At 41.9% G+C, this 23503-nt stretch carries 19 protein-coding genes and 2 riboswitches; of the genes, 7 read left to right on the top strand and 12 right to left on the bottom strand.

From position 1 onward, the window contains the following. Window positions 1–141: 141 nt before the first annotated feature. The 3 genes from ACSQ2E_RS10855 to ACSQ2E_RS10845 all read left to right on the top strand — a co-directional run bounded on the left by ACSQ2E_RS10855 (window position 142) and on the right by ACSQ2E_RS10845 (window position 5129). Window positions 142–2298: an MMPL family transporter gene (locus ACSQ2E_RS10855; RefSeq protein ID WP_435990543.1), complete on the top strand. Its 2157-nt coding sequence runs from the start codon at window positions 142–144 to the stop codon at window positions 2296–2298. A gap of 168 nt (window positions 2299–2466) precedes the next feature. Continuing rightward, the gene (locus ACSQ2E_RS10850; RefSeq protein WP_435990542.1) at window positions 2467–4383 is read left to right on the top strand and encodes a DUF294 nucleotidyltransferase-like domain-containing protein; all 1917 of its coding nucleotides are present in this window, start codon (window positions 2467–2469) and stop codon (window positions 4381–4383) included. Continuing rightward, the gene (locus tag ACSQ2E_RS10845) at window positions 4383–5129 is read left to right on the top strand and encodes a 3'-5' exonuclease (protein ID WP_435990541.1); all 747 of its coding nucleotides are present in this window, start codon (window positions 4383–4385) and stop codon (window positions 5127–5129) included. Before ACSQ2E_RS10850 ends, ACSQ2E_RS10845 begins: the two co-directional genes overlap by 1 nt. A 56-nt stretch (window positions 5130–5185) precedes the next feature. Here the strand turns inward: ACSQ2E_RS10845 and ACSQ2E_RS10840 are convergent, their stop codons facing one another. From ACSQ2E_RS10840 to ACSQ2E_RS10805, 8 genes are all read right to left on the bottom strand, one after another. Then, complete coding sequence (locus tag ACSQ2E_RS10840; RefSeq protein ID WP_435990540.1) at window positions 5186–6448, bottom strand: glutamate-5-semialdehyde dehydrogenase; 1263 nt, start codon at window positions 6446–6448, stop codon at window positions 5186–5188. Window positions 6449–6523: 75 nt separating this feature from the next. Beyond that, entirely contained in the window at window positions 6524–7633 is a 1110-nt protein-coding gene (gene proB / locus ACSQ2E_RS10835; RefSeq protein ID WP_435990539.1) for a glutamate 5-kinase, read from the bottom strand. 120 nt (window positions 7634–7753) lie between these two features. Then, window positions 7754–8599 (bottom strand): pyrroline-5-carboxylate reductase, encoded by an 846-nt coding sequence (proC, locus tag ACSQ2E_RS10830; protein ID WP_435990538.1) that lies wholly within the window; start codon window positions 8597–8599, stop codon window positions 7754–7756. Window positions 8600–9061: 462 nt separating this feature from the next. After that, window positions 9062–10015, bottom strand: a complete 954-nt coding sequence (locus ACSQ2E_RS10825; protein WP_435990537.1) for an LCP family protein — start codon at window positions 10013–10015, stop codon at window positions 9062–9064. 245 nt (window positions 10016–10260) lie between these two features. After that, window positions 10261–10851, bottom strand: coding sequence for a cob(I)yrinic acid a,c-diamide adenosyltransferase (locus ACSQ2E_RS10820; protein ID WP_435990536.1), 591 nt, complete (start codon window positions 10849–10851; stop codon window positions 10261–10263). A 53-nt stretch (window positions 10852–10904) separates the two neighbouring features. After that, window positions 10905–12374, bottom strand: a complete 1470-nt coding sequence (locus ACSQ2E_RS10815) for an adenosylcobinamide amidohydrolase (RefSeq protein WP_435990535.1) — start codon at window positions 12372–12374, stop codon at window positions 10905–10907. Beyond that, entirely contained in the window at window positions 12371–13429 is a 1059-nt protein-coding gene (locus tag ACSQ2E_RS10810) for a FecCD family ABC transporter permease (protein WP_435990534.1), read from the bottom strand. The genes ACSQ2E_RS10815 and ACSQ2E_RS10810 overlap by 4 nt, the downstream gene beginning before the upstream one ends. Next, window positions 13392–14357: an ABC transporter substrate-binding protein gene (locus ACSQ2E_RS10805; protein ID WP_435990533.1), complete on the bottom strand. Its 966-nt coding sequence runs from the start codon at window positions 14355–14357 to the stop codon at window positions 13392–13394. Before ACSQ2E_RS10805 ends, ACSQ2E_RS10810 begins: the two co-directional genes overlap by 38 nt. Window positions 14358–14494: 137 nt before the next feature. Then, a riboswitch (cobalamin riboswitch) is annotated at window positions 14495–14694 on the bottom strand. A 211-nt stretch (window positions 14695–14905) separates the two neighbouring features. Here ACSQ2E_RS10805 and msrA point away from each other — a divergent pair. After that, the gene (gene msrA, locus ACSQ2E_RS10800) at window positions 14906–15436 is read left to right on the top strand and encodes a peptide-methionine (S)-S-oxide reductase MsrA (protein WP_435990532.1); all 531 of its coding nucleotides are present in this window, start codon (window positions 14906–14908) and stop codon (window positions 15434–15436) included. A 163-nt stretch (window positions 15437–15599) separates the two neighbouring features. Here msrA and ACSQ2E_RS10795 read toward each other — a convergent pair whose 3' ends face one another. Then, window positions 15600–16661: a C45 family autoproteolytic acyltransferase/hydolase gene (locus ACSQ2E_RS10795; protein WP_435990531.1), complete on the bottom strand. Its 1062-nt coding sequence runs from the start codon at window positions 16659–16661 to the stop codon at window positions 15600–15602. A 223-nt stretch (window positions 16662–16884) separates the two neighbouring features. Between ACSQ2E_RS10795 and ACSQ2E_RS10790 the strand changes: the two genes are divergently transcribed. Next, window positions 16885–18108 carry an MFS transporter gene (locus ACSQ2E_RS10790; RefSeq protein WP_435990530.1) on the top strand — a complete coding sequence of 408 codons (1224 nt, stop codon included), beginning with the start codon at window positions 16885–16887 and terminating at the stop codon, window positions 18106–18108. A 54-nt stretch (window positions 18109–18162) separates the two neighbouring features. On the opposite strand, the gene ACSQ2E_RS10785 is transcribed toward ACSQ2E_RS10790, so the two are convergent. Further along, window positions 18163–19020 carry a CvfB family protein gene (locus tag ACSQ2E_RS10785; RefSeq protein WP_435990529.1) on the bottom strand — a complete coding sequence of 286 codons (858 nt, stop codon included), beginning with the start codon at window positions 19018–19020 and terminating at the stop codon, window positions 18163–18165. A 215-nt stretch (window positions 19021–19235) separates the two neighbouring features. Beyond that, a riboswitch (purine riboswitch) is annotated at window positions 19236–19336 on the top strand. Window positions 19337–19417: 81 nt separating this feature from the next. Between ACSQ2E_RS10785 and ACSQ2E_RS10780 the strand changes: the two genes are divergently transcribed. After that, window positions 19418–20710 carry an NCS2 family permease gene (locus ACSQ2E_RS10780; RefSeq protein WP_336198599.1) on the top strand — a complete coding sequence of 431 codons (1293 nt, stop codon included), beginning with the start codon at window positions 19418–19420 and terminating at the stop codon, window positions 20708–20710. Window positions 20711–20753: 43 nt separating this feature from the next. Here the strand turns inward: ACSQ2E_RS10780 and ACSQ2E_RS10775 are convergent, their stop codons facing one another. Further along, the gene (locus tag ACSQ2E_RS10775) at window positions 20754–21974 is read right to left on the bottom strand and encodes an MFS transporter (protein WP_435990528.1); all 1221 of its coding nucleotides are present in this window, start codon (window positions 21972–21974) and stop codon (window positions 20754–20756) included. A gap of 111 nt (window positions 21975–22085) precedes the next feature. Next, the gene (locus tag ACSQ2E_RS10770; RefSeq protein ID WP_435990527.1) at window positions 22086–22601 is read right to left on the bottom strand and encodes a YhcN/YlaJ family sporulation lipoprotein; all 516 of its coding nucleotides are present in this window, start codon (window positions 22599–22601) and stop codon (window positions 22086–22088) included. 136 nt (window positions 22602–22737) lie between these two features. Between ACSQ2E_RS10770 and ACSQ2E_RS10765 the strand changes: the two genes are divergently transcribed. Next, window positions 22738–23466: a ZIP family metal transporter gene (locus ACSQ2E_RS10765; protein ID WP_435990526.1), complete on the top strand. Its 729-nt coding sequence runs from the start codon at window positions 22738–22740 to the stop codon at window positions 23464–23466. Window positions 23467–23503: the final 37 nt, after the last annotated feature.

Here is a 23503-nt window from a genome sequence, read left to right as displayed (position 1 = left end):
TTATCATCTATTCGAGCATTTAGTTATTGCACCTGATTACTCCACCTATTAAACTGAATGAGTGATTCTTTTTTATTGAAAGAAGTAATGTAAATATCAATAAATCAGGATGTAAGATTTTCAATTTAGGAGTGTGATGAGATGGACCTGCTCGGTAAAGGGATCACCCGTTTGTATAAATGGATCATTGTACTCTGGGTAATGATCGCGGGGATATTCGCTTATTTTGCAACAGACTTACCCACCATATTAGGCGGAGATGGTTTTAGGACTGACGGACAGTTTGAAAAAGTGAACGACGAATTGACCGATTCGTTTGATTTTCCCGAATCATCCATTTTGTTGCTTATGGAAAAGCAGGATTTCCAATCTGCAGAAGGGTTTCAGGCATCCATTAAGAAAACAATCGAGAGCATAGAACACTTGGGTGTCACCTCTTCTATACAGTCACCACTACAAGATGAAAAATTAGTGAAAAACGACGTGGCGTACGCCGTTTTATCCTTCGATGAGTCTGATATCACCGACGAAATAAATCAAATCAAAGCACTAGTAAAAGAAAATCCAGGCCAATCATTGACCGGGGCATCCATTATTAGTTCAGATATTAATAAGGCAAGTCAGGATGATCTGAAACGGGCAGAATTGATAGGATTACCTTTCGCTCTTCTTGTCCTGTTATTTGCATTCGGCTCGGTTGTTGCTTCCATTGTTCCCATCATCATTGGAGTGGTAACGGTCGTTACGGCATTCGGGATTCTCGCTCTGATTGGCGTCAGCATGGAATTATCCGTTTTCCTGCTGAATGTAGTTCCAATGATCGGGCTTGCCCTGAGCATTGACTTCTCTCTACTGTTCATTAACCGCTACCGTGAAGAACTGGCCACGAGGTCAATACCGGAAGCGATCCTTACCACTATTCAAACTGCTGGAAAATCGATCATTTTCTCTGCATTATGTGTATTCATCGGTTTAGGAGCTATGCTGCTCATTGAAATCGATATATTCCAGACTATCGCCATCGGGGGCATGGTAGTCGTCATGCTAGCAGTGGTATCTGCATTATCACTCCTCCCTTCCGTTCTTCTGCTCCTCGGAACGTCCATAAATAAATGGATGCTGATCAAACAGAAGAAAAATGCCCACGGGAAATGGAGGGCGTTTGCCGGGTTTGTCATGAAAAGACCTGTGTTCCTTGCCCTGCTTGCTCTGTTTGTCTTAGTGATCGGCATTTTGCCTGTTCGGTCTATGAAACTTGCCATTCCTGATACGGAGGCATTACCTGCTACATTTGAATCCCGTCAGGCGATGGATACTATTAAGGAAAAGTTCAAGACAGATGAAGGCAGTACGGTTTATGTGATCGCCAAACGGGAGAATGGCTGGACCAATAAAGACGGATTGGAGGATTTGAATGAACTCCTTTCAGATTTCACCCAGGAAGCAGCTGTGACTTCAGTGGACTCTATCTTTAAAGCTACGAATATCGACTCTCCTGAAAAGTTATTCGGGGCCATTCAGCAGCCCGAATCTAAGGAGAAGATTGATCCTGCATTGAATCGTTTTATCCAGGGAGACAAAGCATTGATTCCCGTGCACTTGTCATTGGATTCATCATCATCCGCTGCTCAGGAACTGGTGAATGAATGGAGTAACAAAGAATGGTCACATCCCCTCCAGTTTGGAGGACAGGTGAAATTCAATCAGGAAATCTTTGATGAGATTTATCAAAAAGTAGGATTGTGCCTGTTCATCATTTTAGGTTCGACTTACCTGATTCTGATGATCGCATTCCGCTCCATCATCATTCCATTGAAGGCCATTTTGATGAATATCATCAGTCTTACATCGACATTCGGAATCTTAGTATGGATTTTCCAGGGTGGACACTTCGGAATCCCGGAAACGGATATTGCCCTTGTGCTTCCAGTCTTGGTATTCAGTCTAGTTTTCGGACTTAGCATGGATTATGAGGTATTCCTTATTTCAAGGATTCATGAAATTTATCAAGAAACCGGTGATAACACACGTTCTACCATTGAGGGACTTACTTCAACAAGTAAAATCATCACCTCAGCCGCTCTTATCATGATTGTCATAACGGGAGCTTTCGCCTTCACAGGTGTAATGCCCGTCAAACAGATCGGAGTAGGGATTGCCATCGCCATTTTCATTGATGCAACCATCGTCAGAATGATATTAGTCCCTTCGTTAATGAAGCTACTTGGTGACTGGAACTGGTGGATGCCTTTCATGAAAAAGGAAAAGCAGGTAGAAAAAGCACATAAAGCCTCTTAAACTGCGACTTGTGAAAGTTTTCCTGCTGATTGAGAACCAAACGGAATGATCGACAAGACACCCTGATATCAGGGTGTTTTTTTATGATTGCCGGCCCGTTTTATCGTTTTCAAATTAGGGGATTCTATGGTAAAGTACTATGGAACCAGCACGAACGGGAGGTATTTGATGAACCAGCAGGAATTACTACAAATTATTCGGGATCACTATCCATTTGATGTGCTATCAGCAGAACAGCTGGATTACATTATTTCCGGTTCTACATACACAACTTTCAAGAAAGGGGAATTTCTCTTTCATGAAGATGAAACGGTGGAAGAACTGGATATTTACTTCCTTGTCTCCGGACTTGCCAAGAATGTCCTCCATCGTTCCAGTGGAAAGCAATATTCACTCCGCTTCTATTACCCTGGTGACTTGATTGGCATCATGATCATGCTCACGAGCGGGCAAATGACTTTTTCAGTCCAGGCAATAGAAGATTGTAAGGTTTTCCGAATTCAGAAAGACCGGATTTTGGACATCATGACTAAAAACAATGATTTTTCAAAAATCATATTTGAAAGTATCGGCAATCGGATGAAAACCCTCTACGATGAAATTAAAGTAAAGTCTGCCACTGAAACCGATGATGAAAACATCAATCTATTTCGCACAAAAGTCCATACTCTCATGGACAGCCCTACTTTCATTGATAGAAATGCTACCATCATTGATGCAGCCACAAAGATGAAAGAACAGGACACGTATGGGTTAGTCGTGGTGGATCAGGATAAAAAGATGCTTGGTATCCTTACACAACGGGAAATCCTATCTTATATTACCAATCCAAGTATCTCTGATAAGGTGAAAGACTGGATGAAGGAAAAGCCTTTCTGGATCAGGGATGAGTCCTTCGCATATGAGGCCCTATCTTACTTTAAACATGAAGAAGTGGATTTCGTCCCCATCATTCATAATGATGTAGTGGTTGGGATTCTAACCAGTACATCATTTCTCAATATACAGGATTCGAATTACCTGGACCTTTCTTATAAAATTCAAAAGGCCTTGACGAATGAGGAACTGGTCGAACTGGCTACGGTGAAGAGCGAAACGTTCCAACAGTTCATTCAAGATCTTCTTGCACAAGACAGCTTTGGATTCGATATTTGTGAAGTGATATCCAATTACAATGATCGGCTTCACCGGAAAATCATTCAATTGAGTGAAAAAGAAATGAGACAGGAAGGGTTCGGTTCGGCCCCAATCAATTATTGTTTTATTGTCATGGGCAGTCAGGGACGAAGTGAGCAGGGATTCCATACTGACCAGGATAATGGGATCATCCTTGATGATTATAATCACTTATCCGACCTTAAAAAAGTTGATTTCTATTTTCAGGCCTTCACCGAGAAGCTGAATTTAAAGCTTGCTGCATGTGGCTTTCCTGAATGTACAGGTGGGATCATGGCGAAGGAACAAAAATGGAAAAGGTCTTATACGGACTGGAAAAAGGCGATTGATGAGTGGCTCCATGAGATGGATGCACAGGAAATCCAGAACATCACGATGTTTTATGACTTCCGTCCGATTTTCGGAGACTATTCCATCGCAGAAGAAATTCGGAATTACCTGACTGAAAAATCGAAACGATCCCTTAATATGCAGCAACTCTTACGAAAAGATGCCCTTCGATTCAAACTCCCCGTTGGTCCATTGGGCCGGGTGAACCTGAAGCCGAAAAATCATCTATTCAATATCAAAAAGTCAGGGCTCTTACAAATCGTTAATATGATCCGGATTCATTCTGTAAAGTATGGGATAAAAGAAGTGAACACAATCAAAAGGGTACAGGCATTGAAGAAGTTACAAGCCTTTCACCCCAGGGATGCGGAAAATGTAAAAACGGCCATGCATATCCTCCTTTCCTTGAGAACACAACAGAATCTGCGTGAACTTAGTGAGGGAAAGCCTTTAAGTAATGACATCGATGTCCGCACCCTTTCGAAAGAGGATCGTCAAAAATTAAAAGAATCCATCCAGATTGCCAATCGACTGCAGCAGGTGATGGAAATCAGTTTCAATAGGAACCGGGTGGTTTAATGGATAATCTAGGTATTAACGTAGGCTACCGGATACTAAAGTATTATTTATGGCAGCAATTCATCTTCCGCCATCAAGTCAGGCGGGAAAAAGAAAAGCTTTCCTACCATAAACTTTCCCGTGGCCTTAAACAATTTGAAGAAGAAAAACCGACCCTTCAAAAAAAACATCTCTTCCACTGCACCTTTACGATTTTCGACCTTGAGACCACTGGTTTTTTTCCTGAAGTTGGAGATGAAATCATATCGATAGGAGCTGTAAAGGTGAAAGAAGGAGAAGTTCAAAGGGACGATACATTCTATCAGGTGATCGACCCCCTTCAAACGGTGTCCAGAGAAACGAAGAGGTTTACGGGTCTAAGACGTAAAGATTTTTTAAATGGTGTGACGCTACCCATAGGGTTGGAACGCTTTTTGGAGTTCAGCAAAGGAACGATCCTGGTGGCCCATCCCGCGAGCTTCGACATTAATTTTCTTCAAAAAAGGATCAATAAGTGGGAGCTGCCTTTTTTCGATCCTGAATTTGTCGATTCCTTTTCGCTTGCCAATAGCTTACTTGGCAGGGATGACTGCTATTTGGATGTTCTCATAAAGAAATTCGATATTCAAGATCGTACCCGCCACCATGCTTTAAATGATGCGATCATGACGGCCGAGATCTTTGAACGACTTTTAAAACTATGTTATCAACAAGAAGTTCATACGATCCGTGGATTACATGAATTCCTCCTTCAGGAATCGGGCTGACATTCGATGGCACATGAAAAAACGCATGAGGAAAATACCTCATGCGTTTTTTTATATTATCGAATTTGTCCAGTTCCATGCATCATATACTTCACTGTTGTTAACGCTGGAAGCCCCATCGGACCTCTTGCATGCAACTTCTGAGTTGAAATACCAATTTCAGCACCGAATCCTAATGCTCCCCCATCTGTGAAACGTGTAGATGCATTATGATATATAGCAGCGGCATCAACGAGCATCATGAATTTTTTTGCTGTTTCATTGTTTTCAGTCACAATCGCTTCTGAATGTTTGGTACCGTATTCCTCTATATGTTCCACGGCTTCATCTAGTGAAGACACAACTTTAACGGCAATATCAAGACTTAAATATTCGTTTGCCCAATCTTCTTCGCCTGCAAGTTTGGCATCTTTGATCACTTCAACCACTTTTTCGTCACCATGAATGGCAACACGATGATCTTTCAATTTTTCAACAAAGGCATCCTTATGTTCATCGAACCATTTCTCATGAAGAATGACGGTTTCAGCCGCATTACAAACCGCCGGTCGATCCGTTTTGGCATTAATGATGATGTTCAATGCTTTTTCCAGTTCAGCTTCCTTATCAATATATATGTGACAGTTCCCTACTCCTGTCTCCAGGACAGGGACCGTTGCATTATTGACGACGGCGTTGATCAATGCACCACCTCCACGGGGAATCAGCACATCAATATGTTCTTTCATTGTAAATAATTCACTTGTTGCCTCGCGATCTGTAGTGTTGATGAATTGTACGGCATCCTTTGGGATATCTGTTTGTTCCAATGCCTCATGCATAACGTCCACAATGGCTTTATTAGACGTTATGGCATTCGATCCACCTTTCAGGATGATGGCATTACCTGATTTCAATGCAAGACCTGTAGCGTCCACCGTCACGTTCGGCCGCGCCTCATAAATCATTCCGATGACACCGAGCGGAACGGTCATTTTTTGAACTTGCAGCTGATTTTCCAAGTTCCAATCTGAAACCACTTTACCAGTCGGGTCTTCCAGGTCAGCCACTTGGCGAAGACCGCTTGCAAAGTCTTCAACCCGTTCTTTAGAGAGAGATAAACGATCCATAAAGGCCGCTTCAAATCCTTTCTCCCTGCCTCTCTCAAGATCTTTTTCGTTCTGTTTTAGAATGGATCCGTAGTTTGCTTCTAAATGGTCGGCAAGGATATGAAGGGCTTTATTTTTTTGTTCCGTTGTCAGCATGCTTAGCGTCTTAGAAGCTTTTTTAGCCAATACAGCCTGTTTTTTCACATCGGTTTTTTCTACAGTTAAAGTCATCAAATACCTCCTGATTATTTTAAAAAGCTATATACTTAAATGAATCAATTTTATAATTATTATATTTGTAATCAATTAAACCCCTACTGGAATGGGAAATTCCACATGGCATACGAGCTGATCAATTTCTACTGCGATCTCATCGGCTTTTATGTCTGTAGGATTCTTCAGTTGGCCGGAACGATAGTTGACCATTCCAAGACCGACTTCTTCGTTGCGGTTATCCAGGATGCGTACGACTGCACCCTTATCAAAACGGCCTTTCACAGTATAAATATCATCGATGGTTAAGCTTTCTTTCTGTTCCAAGATACGGTCTTTCGCATCTGCATCGATAGTGATTTCACCTTCTGGACCCGAATTGAACGCAATCCATTGCTTTTTGGAATCAAGATTGACCGAATCTTCCGTCGATTCAAAATAGGTTCCTTTCGCCGTATGCTGAACAGCATCATAAATGATGTTAGTATGTCCGGATTTACCAAGGAACGCAGGTATGCCTGATGCCATTGTAATCTTAAATGCATCGATCTTTGATCTCATGCCGCCAGTACCGACTGAGCTTCCCGGCTCTCCTGCCATGTCTTCAATATCTTCCGTGATTTCAGTCACACTCTCCAGCAGTTCAGCTTCTGGATTTTTACGTGGATCCGAATCATATAGCCCATCAATATCTGATAGAATGATGAGTTGATCAGCATCAACTAGTGCAGCGACTTTGGCGGATAGTGTGTCATTATCTCCGAATTTCAAACGGTCAATCGTTACAGTATCATTTTCATTCACAATCGGGATAATCCCTCTTTCGAGTAGGACATTAATCGTGTTTCTTGCATTGTTATATCGATCTTCATCAGAAAAATCACTACGAGTGATCAGAATTTGAGAAGCCACATATCCATTTGAAATTAACAGATCAGAATACGCTTCAATTAATAGCCCTTGGCCAATAGCTGCTGCGGCCTGCTTCTCAGGCAACGAACTTGGACGTGTCAAGCAACCCAATTTCCGATAACCTGCTGCAACTGCTCCTGACGAAACAAGCAAGACTTCATGACCGTCATCCTTTAAGCGGACAACCTCATCCACAAGTCGCTCAAGCTTCCTGCGGCTCATTTCTCCATGTAAGCTTGTCAATGAACTACTTCCAATCTTAATCACGATACGTTTCTTATTTTGGGACATTCAATCACTCCTAGTAATAAGGTCCGTCCCTTGCCCCTCTTTCTATATGCAGGGACAGACCTGTATTTCGAGTATGGTTGGTAAATAATATATATGAGGTGTTTGTTATAAGTTGGGTTATTAGCTTGTGACTAATTCTTTAGACTGTAAGGATGAGCTGATTTCTTTCGAGCGTTTTTCTGCTCCCTTAACAGCTTCTGAGATGGCTTTACCTCCACCGAACTGAGCTAATGCATCAAGTCCTGCAGCCGTAGTACCGTTTGGGGATGTTACATTTTCTCTTAGTTGAGTTGGTGATTCTTCTCGCTCCAACATCATTTTGGCTGCTCCAAAAATGGTTTGAGCTCCGATTTTACGAGCCAATTTCGGGTCTAATCCTGCTTCAGCACCCGTCTTTTCGATATGTTCCATTAAATAGTAGAAGTAAGCTGGACCGCTTCCGGCAATTCCGGTGAAGATGTCCATCTGGCTCTCCTCGATGACGAATACTTCTCCGATGCTTGATAATAATTCTTCTGCGTTCTCCATATCTTCTCTTGAAGTGAATCTTCCGGCACTGATTGCCGTTGCAGATTCCTTCAGCATACTTGATGTATTTGGCATGACACGGATGACAGGCTGACCTGCAGGTAACTGTACTTCCATATGGGAAGTCGTGATCCCTGCCAGTACCGACATGATCACCGTATCATTTCTGACCAGGTGATTGATGGAATCTAATGCTTTATCGATATCCTTTGGCTTCATTGCAAGAATGAGGATATCTATTTCGTTAAAGGGCAGATCGTCTTTCGTTATTGCAGTGATATCATATTTAGCTTTCATTTCTTGAAGTCTTCCGTAATTGCTTCTATTGGAAACAATGATTTGATCAGCTGGAATCTTTCCACTCTGTACTGTTCCTGAAATCATTGCTTCAGCCATATTACCTGCACCCAGAAATGCTATCGTTTTATTATTTAACAATCATATCCACTCCCGTTCCTTATTTTATGGTAAGTTCTTCTCAAAACACTTTTTTTCGTTTTCAATCGAACATTTAATGTAAATTTTAAGAAAAAATTTTTAAGATCATGGTTGTTTCATGTCGCCAAAAACCTTGTTTGGCGGGTGTTTTGTTCACAACGTTTATAATCGTAACATGCTGATGAATGATATCAAGAGCATTAAAGGAAGTAGTAAGGAATTAGCCGAAATAGCTAGTGGAAGCGTTATCATTACCATTTATTTTATTCAGATTCCTTCTGAAGGCTCTAGATTGGCTGAGAGAGCGTATAATCAGAATTTATACTTTTAGGGTTTGATTGGTAATGGATTGATTTTTCACCTTGATCCCTGTTAGCGCAGTTCCAGAGTCCGTTCCATCAAGTCCACTCTAAAGCAAAAAAATCCCGTTAAGCCTTTGAATGCTTAACGGGATTTTCAGATTTATTCGTTTGTTGTATCGTCTGAGCTTTTTCCACTCAGGAAGTCTTTTAAAGCTTGAATATTTTCTTCAAAGTCAATTTCGAGAACGGAGCCCACTCCACTGTAACTTCCATTTGTATATGAACCTTCTACTGGCAAGGTTAGCTTGTCCATATCACTACTGTTAGTAAGGAGGATATCTTTCGCGATTGAGATTTGATCCAGTTTACTCATATTCGTCTGAATATATGGCTGAATGGATCCTGCCATTTTCGGAAGCTTTGTTACGCCTCCGATGGATAAGGCTTCATCTTTAAGGGCAGCAATCACTTTTTGCTGTCTTTCAACCCTTCCGAAGTCACCATTTCCATCATGACGGAATCTGGCATAGCCGAGTAATTCTTTTCCGTTCAGGTTTTGGACACCCGGTTCGAGGGAAACACCGATGTTTTCTGACATGGCTTTTTCAACATCCATTTCAATTCCTTTTGGTGCAAGGATGTCGACTGACTGTTCAAAACCTTTAAAATCGACAATCATATAGTACTGAATATCCAAATCAAAGTTCTGTTTAATCGTCTTGCGCAGCAATTCAGGACCACCTAAATAAAATGCCGTATTCAGTTTATAATTTTTATAACCTGGTATTTCTACATAAATATCTCTCATAAAAGATACGAGTTTGGTTTCATTTGTTTTTGGATCAATCTGTGCGAGCATCATGGTGTCTGTCCTTGATTTCTCCTCGCCCCTGCTATCGACTCCCAATAACAAAACGTTAACTTTCCCATTTTCATCTTTTACTCCGTTGAATTTATAATCTTTCTGCATCTGGTCTTCACCAGCCATTTTATAACCACTGTAAAATTGAAAAGCAGCGTAACCGATCAAACTGAAAATAAGGATTAATAATACCAAAATCACTTTTCTTCCACGTTTTTTCTTTTTGGTCTTTCGATCTAGTCGTGACTCCATTTCTTCACCTACTTTTATGACATTCATGATGAACCGATGATAATATGAAATAGTACTCTATACAATTGAAATTGACAATCACTGAATACTGGATAAACTAACACTTTTCTCCATACCGGTCCACCCCGAGAATATAGTTTACCATAAATATCTTTAAAAGTATTTAGTTGTTCTCTTCATTAATAAACAATTGCATACTTTCTATAATCCCCTCTAATTACAAGAAGAAAAAGAGAGTATTCGAACTACTTTTCGATGTTTTTCTTAACTTTACCGGTAGAAAATACGTTGGCACTGCGTAAGTATTCTACGTCTTTCACGTTACTGCGATGATTGATCACGCGTGCCAAGGCAAAAAAGTAGTCTGATAGTCGGTTGATATATTGTAACGTAACCACAGAAAAGTCTCCGTCTGTCTTCGAAAGGGATACGATACACCTCTCTGCCCTCCTTGCAACGGTACGGGCAATATGAATACTTGCAGAAGCCTTCGTACCACCCGGGAGTATGAACTTTTCAAGAGGTGGAGCTTCTTTGATCATATCGTCTATCTTTTCTTCCAAAGCATGTACGGAATCAATTTGAAGCTTGTTTCTTCTCTTTTTTGATACATTGGATAAATCTCCACCGCAGTCAAAGAGTTCGTTCTGGATAGTAACTAAATCCATCACTATATCGTCAAAACGCTCATGATCCAATTCAGAAATTGCCTGACCAACGAAGCAATTTACTTCATCCAGTGTCCCGTATGCTTCGACCCGGATATGATCCTTATCGACCCTTCCCCCGATTAAACTTGTCTGACCTTTGTCCCCGGTTCTTGTATAAAGTTGCATCAAAACTTCTCTCCCCTTCTGTTAATTATGTAGCCATGCTTTTTGCACACTTTTTAATGACCTTCCCCGTTTTTACCCATATAACGTTGGATGGCTTTTTTAGTTACTTCATAAACTCCTCTGCCAATCAACTTTCCTATTGGAGTAATCGGTCCTGCAAAAGGTTCAAGCTCCCCTTTTTGACTGGAAGCAATCAGAATGCTGTCTGTAGGTGTTCCGGTTGCTACATTTCCTTTCCTTTTGTCCCTTATATCCATATCATTCAGTGCTTTCACCTTTGCCTCCGTGGATGTGACGAGGGCTTCGATATATGCTTCATCTGATAAATTCCCATTAATGAAGACCCAGGTATTGATCGTACCCGTTTTAGACTCAATATCATATTGAAAACTCGCTGATACATCCATGGCATTTCCAACACCTGCGGTCACGACGACGAAAATCGATTTCCCCTTCATTTCAAACCGCTCGCAAGTCATGTTAGTTAAATTCAGAGCCGTCATCATACCGACAGATAAAGACGGATCCAGTTCTTTCGTTACGAGATACTCATTCATATCTTGTTTGTAATCCCGGCAGTCATAATCAACGGGTACCCGACGGTTCATAAAATGAGCGTACCAACCGATTCCTGCTCCAATAATACCCGAAGACATACATTTCAACGGAAATGGTGCCGAGAAAAGGATGTATTCTTCTGTCAATGTCAAATACCTTTCATCCAAAATCAGGTTCTCAGTGAGGGGGCCTTCGGGTACGATCACCATCTGTGGTTTGGCCACCAATGGATGAGCGTGTTTCTGAACCTTCGTATGATATACTTCTTCGATATGTTCTTCTTTCAGCACTTCCTCAGGGTGGTGAAGAAGTTTCATTTTGCCCTGGTCCAATAGCAGTAAACGATCACAGTATAGGCTCGCTAAATTCAAATCGTGAAAAATGGCCACCACCGTTAGTTTTTCCTGATCTGTTTGAGTTTTAATCAAATCCAATAGGGACTTCTGATAGGAAAGATCAAGATGATTAGTAGGCTCATCCAGTAGTAAGATTTGAGGTTCCTGGGCAAGAGCCTGGGCGAGGAACACCCGTTGTCGCTCGCCACCTGACAATTCATGAAGATAGCGGTTCTGAAACGTAGAAATCCCTGTCTGCTCCATCACTTTGTCGACCATTTCAACATCCCGGTCAGTCGTAGCCTTAAAGAAACCTTTCTGATGAGCATATCTCCCAAGCATCACCGTTTCCCTTACTTCATATGAAAATGTTTCAGTCGATATCTGTGGTAATACCGCTACATGCGTAGCCAATTCTCTCGAAGAAAAGTGATGAAGTGGTTTTTCCTTCAATGTGATTGCTCCATCCATCAAAGGAAGAACACCCGTCATCGCTTTCAGTAAGGTCGTCTTCCCACTCCCATTCGGACCAAGTATTCCAAAGAACTCTCCTTTTTCTATATGAAAATTTATGTCTTCCACGATCTTATGACCGTCGTACCCAACTGAAACCCCGTTTACATCGATCATGATGAAAGACCCCTTTTCTTTAAAAGAATATAAGCAAACATCGGTGCGCCGACCAAGGCGGTAATCACTCCAATCGGAAGTTCGGTCGGAGCGATGATCGTTCTGGAAAGCAGGTCTGCGAGAACGAGGAACCCTCCACCCACAAGGATTGATAGGGGAAGTAAATGCAAATGATCATGTCCTACTATTCTTCGCAGAAAATGAGGAATCACAAGTCCAACAAATCCGATCGTTCCCGATACGGCGACTGCTGCCCCCGTCAGGATGCTTCCGGCAATCAAAATGATCAGCTTCCTTTTTTGAACCGAGATACCGATATGACGGGCCTGTTCTTCCCCGAAGCTCATCCCGTTCAATTCCTTGCCGTTTAGAATGAGTAACCCCACTCCAATGAGAAAAAAAGGCAAGATGATCGCAACATAATCCCATCCTCTCATGGATACACTTCCAAGAAGCCAGCCGATGATCTGCCTTAGTTCTTCACCTGTGAGTGCGATCATCAATGAAATCACCGAGCCAAGAAACGAGCTGAAGATGATTCCTGTCAATATAATGGTTTCGACCTTCATGGTCTTTTCAACCTTTTGGGCGAACCATAAAACGAGAAATACGGTGATGATTGAACAAACAATACTGAAAAAGGGAAGCGTAAACTTCCCGATGAACGGAATACTCCAATGGAAAAACAATGTGATAACTGCCCCTACCGAAGCTCCTGAAGACACACCCAGTGTATATGGATCAGCCAGAGGATTACGTAATAGCCCTTGAAAAGACGCCCCTGCAATGGCTAAGGAGCTTCCGACCAATAGAGCCAACAATACTCTCGGGAGTCGGATGGTATATACGATGTTCACAAACATGGGATCGACCGTATCAGGTAATTGAAAACCGAAACACTTCGAACCTACGATGTATACAATATCCATCGGTGGAATCGATATCGTACCGATCGAAATGCCTGCAAGCATCGCTGTGAGTATGAATAGCCCTGCCAATCCGTATGTAATCCCTATTTTATTCTGCAAATACCTCTGGATAGATCGATTTTGCAATTTCCTCTACTCCTTCAACCAATCTTGGACCGGTCCGGGTGACTAAATCTGAATGGACATCGTGAACATCTCCATTCTTAACTGCCGTCACATCTTCCCATCCTTCTCTTCCCATTATCTGTTCTTTCGGATTTTCACTGTAATAACCATATGTAGTGATGATTACGTCAGGGTTTGACGAAATGACAGCTTCCTGGTTCACCTGTACCCAACCTTCTTGATCGCTCATCACGTTTTCCGCATTGACCATTGAAAGCATTTGATCTATGAACGTATTCTTACCTGTTGAATAAATGTCAGGTGAAGGTGAAACTTCCACATAGACCTTCTTCTTTTCGGATACTTCACTTGCTTTTTCCTGAATGGAATCCAAATCTGACTTCATTTCAGAAACAACGGAATCCGCCTGATTTTCCTTACCGACAAGTGTCCCGATATCCTGAATTGTATTATATACTTCTTCAAAACTTTTAGCGTCTTGGACGATGAATACATTCACTCCGGCATCTTTCAACTGATTCAAACCTTCCTCTGCTGATTTTGCAGTAGATTCGTGGGCAAGAACCAGGTCTGGATCTAAGCTGACGATTTTCTCTACGTTAAACTCAATTCCACCGATTTTTTCTTTATCGGCGGCTTCTTTCGGAAAGTTATCAAAATCTGTGACACCGACAATTTCCTTATTTAGCCCAAGCTCGAATAAAATCTCAGTATTACTCGGAATTAATGAAACGATATGTTTAGGTTGTTCTTCCAGCGTGACTTTATTATTAAGCGCGTCATCCAACGATAAAGGATACCCGGATTCATCCTGAGTAACTTCTGCTGTTTCTTTTTTCTTCGTTTGATCGCCGTCATTCGTTCCGCATGCTGTCAAGAATCCGATGGCTACTAACAATGCAAGAAAGGCCTTTAATGTGTGTTTCATTTCCTTATTCCCCCTGTTTCTCAACATATTGACAGACAAAAAAACATCTCCAGTGGACTAGAGATGTTGTGTAAGATGCATAAAAAGGTTTTCATTACATGAAACATGCATATTACACCTTTCTATCCGCGTAGATTTGGTGCGATTAAAATCAGGCAGGTCTCCTGGCTCATGGTCATAGTTTGCTGACACCTTCCCGTACATGTCTGCACAGTGGTATAATTTCAGCTCACTCCCATTTACAGTGGCGGGACCGCGTTGGATTTACACCAACTTCCCTATTAAGAAGCTAAGAAGAGTTCATATCTACCGCTTCACCTGATCTCGTAACTTATTTAATTGTTCCGTTCAAAAGAATTATACACAAATTCCCTTGGTTAGGAAATGTATTTTCATGAAATTGTTGAAAATTGTAGAATTGGCTGTTCGTAATAATAGTAGCATCTCCTTTAGACAAGCTATTTTGATTGTTCCTTTGATGCTTTCGTGGTAGAATCTGTTCAAGCTATCGCTTTACTGCTTTACATATGGTACAGGAGGTTTATTAAATGAATGATAGAGAAGTCGCTACCTTTGCAGGAGGGTGTTTTTGGTGCATGGTAAAGCCGTTCGATGAGCAGCCAGGGATCATTGATGTCGTATCGGGATATTCGGGCGGTCATCTAAAAGACCCTTCGTATGAGGATATTAAAGCCGGTGACAGCGGGCATTATGAAGTGGTTCAGATCACCTTTGATCCCGCTCTGTTTCCTTACGAAAGGCTATTGGAGCTATACTGGCCCCAGATCGACCCGACTGATGATGGTGGTCAATTCCATGATCGCGGCGAACAGTACCGAACAGCTATCTTCTATCACAATGAACACCAGAAACAATTAGCTGCGGGGTCCAAAAACACGATAGAAGAAAGCGGACGATTCAAAAAGCCAATCGTCACCAAAATCCTTCCTGCCACAACCTTTTATCCGGCAGAAGACTACCATCAAAAATTCTATAAAACGAATCCAGAGGAATACAATCAAGATCGCGCAAAGTCTGGGCGCGATGAATTCATAGATGGAAATTGGAAAAACAATTAATAGCATGAAAAACTCCTTTTGCCAAACTAATGGCTATAGAAAGGAGTTTTTTTATTTAGAACCGCTCATACATTTTTATGAATAGGCACATTTTAAAAATAAGAACCGAGGAAGTCCTCCACAATGTTAAGCCGTAAATCCCTTGATTTGCTCGGTTCCCCCCTTATTCCTGCACTTCTTCCATAAATAAGAACGGCTCGTTTGTATCGAACTCCCCTGAAATTTTCCGGATGGGAATATCACTTCCCCTGATCCAATCTTGAAAGTCCACCACCACTCCATTGGAACTTTCTCCAAATCCGATTAAGCATCGCAGTGATTCACATTGAAAGACACATGTATGAATCGTTCCTGCCCAAGCATCATACGCTTTCTTGAAAATCGGGCTGTCTCCTCGGTTAAACAGGTTGAATGCCTCCTTCATAGTTAATGCCTTTTCCTGCACGGTCCGTAATATATCCAGCCTCTTTTGAGAGTCCTTTAAATAATGTCTGTTATCCTTTTTCATATGATTCATCTGAAAATGGTTGGTACAACTTAAGGTTGAATGGTGATACACCCCTATACCTCTCGGAGAAGCTTCTACCACGGCAGCTTTGCCACTTTGGTCGTATAGAGAATAGTTAAAACTGTGTCTGTGTGGGAGCCTGCGCAATACTTCGATGGCTTCGTCTGTATTTTTACATGTGTCCAGAAGGATGCGGGCGATCGTTGTACAAATGAACCCTTCTCCCGGCTTTATTCGATTCACGAAATGAAAACCGACTGCCAATCCTTTTTCGTTCAACCCGTCTATTCGTCCGATTCCCCTTCCTGAAAATCCGATAGATGCATATCCACCCGCAGGCTTCACAAGTAAAAGCCTGCCTTCATACGTTTTCGGGTGATAATCATAATTCCTCACATAAATTCCATCCTTCGCCAAAGACGAACAACCTGAATTCACCCACTCCTGTTGAAAGCCCGAATATTCATGTATGGTATCAGCCAATGACCACTGTAAACCATAGGATAGTCCATTTAATTCATCCCATAATCCGGGTGCGAAATGTCGGAGTAGTCTCTCTGCTTCATCCATCTTTACATTATAATCTCTCAATGACTTCTTTCGTCTCTTTTGATGGTGGGAATAGAGTGGCGACTGACGGAGTTCCTTACCGAATTGAACACCAATCTCATAATAGGTCCCTCTGGACTGCAATACGTCTATAACAACCTCTTTCATTGACCCACGCCCCTTTCTGCGAATAAAGGATAATATCGAATAAAAACTTCTTCTTTTTCTCCTGCTTATGCTACACTTGATTCATAAAATACGAGGAGGAAATATCATGCAAAAAACATTCAAAACACTTTCACTATTTCAAGAAGGAGTGAACGTTCTGGATTAACGAAACGACGCTCCTTCTTCCGGGAAATATAAAAACACAGGAAGCAGGAGACAAATTATGACGAAACAAACACTTGCAGCCCATAACATTCGGGTGTTATTTTGGATTTCTTTTTTTGGCACAATCAGTTTTCTTCAACCCGTACTAACGTTATTCTATTTCGAAAGAGGGTTAACCTCTTCTGATATTTTAATTGTGCTCATGTTCTGGAGCGGTGCCGTATTACTCGGGGAGGTACCGACTGGAATATTTGCAGATCGGTTTGGTGCCAAATATTCTTTTCTATTCGGTTCTTTACTTAAGTTCCTTAGTATCACACTGCTTTTATTCGCCTATGAACCTTGGATGTTCTTCTTATACAGCTTCATCAATGGATTCAGCGTAACCTTTTTTTCCGGAGCCGATGAGGCATTAATCTATGATTCCCTCAAAGAGTCAAATGAAGAAAATCGAATGGATCATGCCATGGGAAAGATTCAATCAGCCTCGTTTATCAGTATGCTGATTGCCGTCCTTTTCGGTTCCTATTTGGCGAGGGATCTGGCGGAGAGTCAATTCACTCTGCTCATCTTACTGGGTTTAGTCTTTCACTTAATAGAACTATTCTTAATCCTTTCAGTCAAGCAGCCGTCTGTTGATTCATTTCAGAAAGAAAACCCTTTTTCCCAAATAAAGAGTGGTATCAGGGTGATACGCCAGGCACCCCAGTTATTGTTGATGTTTTTAAACGTAACATTGGTCTTCATTCCGGCTGGTGCCGTTTACCAATACTTTGATCAACCGCTTTTACAGGATGCTGGGGTGCCCGTCTACTTGATTGGAGTCTTTTATGCAGTTTCTGCCATTCTTGGCTATATTGCATCGAATTCAATCGGTTGGATGACAGCACGCTATTCCAGGGTGATGCTCATGAATATATCTGGTTTATCAGCGGCAGCGGGGTTACTCATATCCGGCTTGTTCGGGTCTTCTTTATGGATTGTATTAGGTTCATTTTTCTTATTAAGGCTTGTCCGGGCAGTCCGTTACCCGATTTATTCACAATTAAGCAATGATTTAATTCCGTCCGGGATCAGAGCGACGACCATCTCCCTTCTGTCCATTGTGGATTCAGGCTTGGACCTTGTTGTGTTCGGAGTGCTGTCTACGATTGCTTTGAATGGCTATTCACACGTACTCATTGGGTGTGCCATTATCGCCCTTGTCGGATCACTTTTACCGATTAGACCGGTCCAAACAAAGAAGGAACGTCATCAGGTCAAGCAAAGCGGATCATACTGAATATAGAAGAGAGTGCTGACAATTTGTCAGCACTCTTCTTCATGTTGAGATCATTTATTTCCTTAGATACGTCCAGCCTTCTTCCTGGTACACCTTATTATCTTTCATCAGTTTTCCAAGAGCCCGTTTAAAGGATGCTTTACTCATATTGAATCGATCTTTGATTTCTTCCGGCTGACTCTTATCCCAAAATGGAATCGCACCGTTCCGAACTGCCAGATACTCAAGGATGACTTCAGCATCATCCTGCATTTTATCCTGCTTCAATGGTAAGAACGAAACATTCAGGTTTCCGTCATCCTTCACGTCGATGACCCTTCCTTCAACCAGTTCCCCGAGTCTTGGCTCCGCTTTTCGCTCATTCATGTGAACGAAGCAGCGATATCCTTGTTCAGATAAAAAGAAAGTCCCTACTCTCAGAAGTCGATAAACCCTTCCCTGCACTTTGGCATTCATCATTTCAGCGGATGCTCTTCTTGATACCTGTTCAATGATGTTTTCAGTGGCCAATCTTCCGTATAACCGGTCTTGCTTATCGCGATTTAAGGTAAGAAACAGCTGATCGCCAGGGTTCGGCCAAAGCTCCTGGAATTTTGGAAGATCATCTGATGAGACCAAAATATCCTTAGGCAATCCAATATTCACAAATACGCCTAAATCTTCCCTCTTATCCACTACTTCTGCCCAACCGTATGCACCGACTTGCACTTTAGGGATTCGCATGGTCGCTGTCAAGCGTACGTCCTTATCATGATAAAGAAATACTTTCACCGTATCTCCCTCTTGGATTTCTTCTGTTATTTCAGAGTGATGCAGAAGTACACGATCGATATCATTCGTTAGAAAGAAACCGTATGGCACTTCGTGATCAACGTATAAATCCTCTACTGTACCTGGTTTTAAAGAAGACATTATATTTATTCCTCCAATATTTATTCACGTATTAACTTACGTTTTCTCTACTCATTGTTTGTATCCACTAAATATAGCTTTTTTCAGGAATGATGTATAGGGCGTATGCTATTTTTAATAATAAATCATCAATTTAGAAAATAATGAATTCACGAACTTTTACCGGTTCCATTGACCGGAAGATAGTCAGTTGTTATGATTCTCCTAATTCAATTATACCAAATAAAGATGCACCTTGTATAAGTTCAAGAATATGGCTTGAACGTTTCTACCAGCTACCTTAAATGGCTTGTCTACAAGATAAAGTATGACCAATGGAATTATTTTATCCTGTAGATACACTCTGGTTGATTCAGTCACCGGAGTTTTTTTATTTTATCTACACGGAGGGTTATGTATGAAAACATTCTTTCAATTTGCTGAAAGAGGGACAAATTATAGAAGAGAAACGTTAGCAGGTGTCACGACTTTCCTATCGATGGCTTATATTCTTGTTGTGAACCCCATCATCCTGAGTCAGGCCGGAATGGATAAAGGGGCATTATTTACAGCGACCGCTCTATCAGCGATAGTTGGATCACTGTTAATCGGTCTACTGGCAAACTTTCCGATCGGGATCGCCCCCAGCATGGGACTCAACTCGTTCTTTACCTTTTCGGTATGTATCGGAATGGGAGTGGACTGGGAAATTGCCCTGACAGGAGTATTTATTGCAGGCATCATCTTTATGATTTTAAGTGTCATGAAAATTCGTGAAAAGATCATCAATGTCATCCCGCAGGATTTAAAATTTGCCATTGCCGGCGGCATCGGTTTTTTCGTGGCATTCATTGGTTTTAAAAACGCAGGGCTCGTCGTTGCCAACCCTGAAACATTTGTATCGATCGGGAACCTTTCTTCCCCACCGACACTACTTGCTGTGTTTGGTTTTATCATTACCCTGATGATGTTGGTGAAGGGAATTAAAGGCGGGATATTCTATGGGATGGTTGCAACGACCATCATTGGGATGGTCGCGGGACAAATCTCCGTGCCTCACTCCATTATTGGTGGTGTTCCGAGTCTCGAGCCGACATTCGGAGTGGTATTCAACCATTTAGGGGATATATTCACTCTTGAAATCATGGCGGTCATCTTTACCTTTCTGTTTGTGGCTTTCTTTGATACGGCAGGTGCCTTGATTGCGGTCGCCAGTCAAGCAGGGATTATGAAGGATAATCAGATTCCGAACGCAGGCCGCGCTCTCCTGGCTGACTCTGCATCGGGAGTGGCAGGAGCGATATTTGGGACCTCAACGACAGCATCATTTGTAGAGTCCTCTGCCGGGGTGGCCGTCGGGGGAAGAACCGGATTCACGTCTATCGTGATTGCCATCTGTTTCTCCGTCGCCCTGTTCTTTTCCCCCATCTTATCGGTCATCACTCCAGAAGTGACTGCCCCTGCACTTATTATTGTCGGTGCATTGATGGCTACGGAAGTCAGGCATATCAATTGGAATCGTCTTGAAGTGGTCATTCCTTCTTTTGTAACGATTATTATGATGCCTTTAACCTTCAGTGTTGCAACGGGAATCGCATTAGGATTCATTCTTTATCCATTTGCGATGATTTCGCTGAAAAAATGGAAAGAAGTTCATCCAATCATGTACATCCTTTGTGGGTTATTCATTATATACTTTGCATTTTCTTAAAAACCGAAGAGGTGATTCCGTTTGGACGGGATCACCTCTTTTGTTATTTATGAAAGTTTCTTACTTCTTCGTCTGAAGGAAGGAAGAATGTCATCATCCCGAGTAGAGGAAGGAAGCTGCATAGGATCATCACGAATCGGATGGTGTAAAGATCGGCCAATCCTCCAAAGATAACTGCCCCGACAGCACCCATGCCGAATGCCAAACCAACGGTCAAGCCGGACACCATCCCGATTTTTCTTGGCATCAGCTCTTGGGCATACACCACGATAACACTGAAACTAGACGATAAAATAAAGCCAATGAAAAAAATAAATGGAAAGACAATGGAGAGCGGTAAATAAGGTAAAGCAAGTGTCAAAGGTGCAGCACCGATCATAGAAAAGAAGATGATGTTCCTCTTGCCAAAACGATCGGCAAGAGGCCCCCCAAGGAAGGTACCCATGACTCCTGCAAACATAAAAGCAAATATGTATGCCTGGGCTTTTTTAATGGTAAGACCGTAGTCCTCAATCAAATAAAATTGATAATAATTTGATAACCCTGCTCCGTACCATGACCTTGCAAACACGAGAAATACAACAAACACCATCGCCCACTTAATTTTCGGGTTTATAGGCGTTTTTCTTCCATCTTCACTCTTTTTCCTCATATTCATTTCATTGAAACGTAATTGATTTGAATACCAATTAGATACCCGGAACAAGACTACGACTCCAATAATGGCTACAATAGTAAACCATAAGGCTCCTTTTTGACCAAAAGGGACAAAAACAAAAGCAGTAATCAACGGGGCGAGCGCCTGGCCGGTATTTCCACCGACCTGATAAATCGACTGAGCCAGTCCCCTTCGATTTCCGGCAGCCATATAAGCCACTCTTGAGCCTTCAGGGTGGAAAATGGCAGAGCCGAATCCGATAAATAATACTGAAACGATGATCCAAATGAAATGACCGGATAGGGAAAAACCGATCAACCCTGCTAAGCTGGACAACATCCCCAATGGAAGTAAGTACGGCTTCGAACGTATATCGGCATAAAATCCGAAGACCGGCTGTAATAAAGAAGATGTCATATTGAGCGAGAAGGCAATCCAGCCGATTTGCATATAACTCAGCTCCAATGACTTCTCAATGATCGGGAACATAGCTGGTACGACCGCCTGGAGTGTGTCATTGATAAAATGACCCGAACTGATGGCTAATAGAATTCCATAAATAGTAGGATTCACTACCGTTTTTGAAGCTGTTTGGGCCACGTCCATCTCTCCCTTCAATCTATTTCGTTACTCTAAATAGTATACTGAATAATTCGAACATTTCCTATGGATAAATAAAAAAAGCCGAAACGGAGTTCGACTTTTTTTACTGAAGCATTATCCTCTATTCGGGAATACTCGTTTTACCATATCCGTTATTTCTTCACCAAATCCTTCAATCGGTTTCCCATTTCTGGCTTTATCGGCATACCCTCTCATTCGGTCTACGAAATCAGGATTTGTTGACACGTACACATTGTTGATACTGCCATTTTCTTTTTTCACTTGATCTGAGATTTTCTTTTCCAATTCCTTTGAAACGTTCCCATTCTTCTGGTCTTCTAATACAGCAGCAACGTATGCATTTTGCTCAGTCGTCAGGACATAAGCACTTTTCACTTCATTAAGTTCTGCCACTTTACCCGCTTCTCTGTCAGCAAGGGAGTAATTTTCTCTCATCGTCCCCTCGTTCACATAATCCCGGTTCGCCTGATCATTCTTGTAGTTCACTCTCTCCAGATTACGGTTGTTCATTTGCTGTCCTTCTTCATTCATGTTATTGCTTGTTCCGCAGCCGGCAGCAGTGATCATGAACAGTAATCCAATCGTTGTAATCAATAGATATTTTTTCATTTCTTTGCCTCCTGAAATTTATTCAATCTTACTTTCCCCAATGCTCTCTGGATCTATTCACGAGATCAGAAAATGTTTAATCCATTACTCAATTAGGGAAAACTCGATATGAAAACGATTAAGGGAGGTAGGATCATTGTTCCAGGCAGCTTTATGGGGAGGGGTAGCCAGTCTCTCCCTCTTGATCGGGGCATTTATGGCCTTATATCTTCATATACCAAAGAAAGTTGTAGCGTTTATTATGGCATTAGGTACAGGTTTGATCATTGGATCCGCCACTTTTGATCTCTTAAGTGAAGCAGAGGGAAAAGCGGATCCGATTTATCTCATTTCCATGTTCCTTCTGGGTGCCCTCATCTTTACTCTATTTGAAATATTCATTTCTAAAAAAGGTGGAAGCGAAAGAAAACGGTCGAAGAAGAATCCCCACGGCCACTCGGGGCTCGCCATTTATGTGGGTACCATCATGGATGCCATACCGGAATCCATCATCATCGGTGTGAGCTTTATTGGAAGTCAATCCATGCAATGGGTCTTCATCATCGCTATATTCATCAGTAATTTGCCTGAATCTTTATCCAGCAGTATAGGGTTAAAGCTCGATCATTACAGCACGAAGAAAATCCTTTACTTATGGGGAAGTGTTGTCATTCTTTCTTCTCTCAGTTCGTTGTTTGGATATGTATTACTGCAGGATGCCCCCGAAAGCACTTCGTATATAATCGGAGCGTTCGGGGCTGGAGGGCTGCTCGCTATGGCCTCTTCAACGATGATGCCGGAAGCATATGAGGAAGGCGGACCCATTGTCGGTTTCCTTTCTTCCCTGGGAATCATTCTTTCCTTTGTGTTGACACATATGTCTTAGAATTTTTGAAGAATCTTAGATAAAAAAACGTACTCAA

Origin of the sequence: Rossellomorea sp. LjRoot5 (assembly GCF_964253455.1) — a bacterium.
In the GTDB taxonomy this organism is placed as follows: domain Bacteria; phylum Bacillota; class Bacilli; order Bacillales; family Bacillaceae_B; genus Rossellomorea.
The sequence above is the reverse complement of the archived record's forward strand: the minus strand, read 5'-3'. Positions and strand labels throughout refer to the sequence as shown.

What these genes read in the sequence shown, in the direction of transcription:
- ACSQ2E_RS10855 (WP_435990543.1), top strand. Translation starts at nt 142, where the DNA reads ATGGACCTGCTCGGTAAAGGGATCACCCGTTTGTATAAATGGATCATT.
- ACSQ2E_RS10850 (WP_435990542.1), top strand. Translation starts at nt 2,467, where the DNA reads ATGAACCAGCAGGAATTACTACAAATTATTCGGGATCACTATCCATTT.
- ACSQ2E_RS10845 (WP_435990541.1), top strand. Translation starts at nt 4,383, where the DNA reads ATGGATAATCTAGGTATTAACGTAGGCTACCGGATACTAAAGTATTAT.
- ACSQ2E_RS10840 (WP_435990540.1), bottom strand. Translation starts at nt 6,448, where the DNA reads ATGACTTTAACTGTAGAAAAAACCGATGTGAAAAAACAGGCTGTATTG.
- proB (WP_435990539.1), bottom strand. Translation starts at nt 7,633, where the DNA reads ATGTCCCAAAATAAGAAACGTATCGTGATTAAGATTGGAAGTAGTTCA.
- ACSQ2E_RS10825 (WP_435990537.1), bottom strand. Translation starts at nt 10,015, where the DNA reads ATGGAGTCACGACTAGATCGAAAGACCAAAAAGAAAAAACGTGGAAGA.
- ACSQ2E_RS10820 (WP_435990536.1), bottom strand. Translation starts at nt 10,851, where the DNA reads ATGCAACTTTATACAAGAACCGGGGACAAAGGTCAGACAAGTTTAATC.
- ACSQ2E_RS10815 (WP_435990535.1), bottom strand. Translation starts at nt 12,374, where the DNA reads ATGATCGATGTAAACGGGGTTTCAGTTGGGTACGACGGTCATAAGATC.
- ACSQ2E_RS10805 (WP_435990533.1), bottom strand. Translation starts at nt 14,357, where the DNA reads ATGAAACACACATTAAAGGCCTTTCTTGCATTGTTAGTAGCCATCGGA.
- msrA (WP_435990532.1), top strand. Translation starts at nt 14,906, where the DNA reads ATGAATGATAGAGAAGTCGCTACCTTTGCAGGAGGGTGTTTTTGGTGC.
- ACSQ2E_RS10795 (WP_435990531.1), bottom strand. Translation starts at nt 16,661, where the DNA reads ATGAAAGAGGTTGTTATAGACGTATTGCAGTCCAGAGGGACCTATTAT.
- ACSQ2E_RS10790 (WP_435990530.1), top strand. Translation starts at nt 16,885, where the DNA reads ATGACGAAACAAACACTTGCAGCCCATAACATTCGGGTGTTATTTTGG.
- ACSQ2E_RS10785 (WP_435990529.1), bottom strand. Translation starts at nt 19,020, where the DNA reads ATGTCTTCTTTAAAACCAGGTACAGTAGAGGATTTATACGTTGATCAC.
- ACSQ2E_RS10780 (WP_336198599.1), top strand. Translation starts at nt 19,418, where the DNA reads ATGAAAACATTCTTTCAATTTGCTGAAAGAGGGACAAATTATAGAAGA.
- ACSQ2E_RS10775 (WP_435990528.1), bottom strand. Translation starts at nt 21,974, where the DNA reads ATGGACGTGGCCCAAACAGCTTCAAAAACGGTAGTGAATCCTACTATT.
- ACSQ2E_RS10770 (WP_435990527.1), bottom strand. Translation starts at nt 22,601, where the DNA reads ATGAAAAAATATCTATTGATTACAACGATTGGATTACTGTTCATGATC.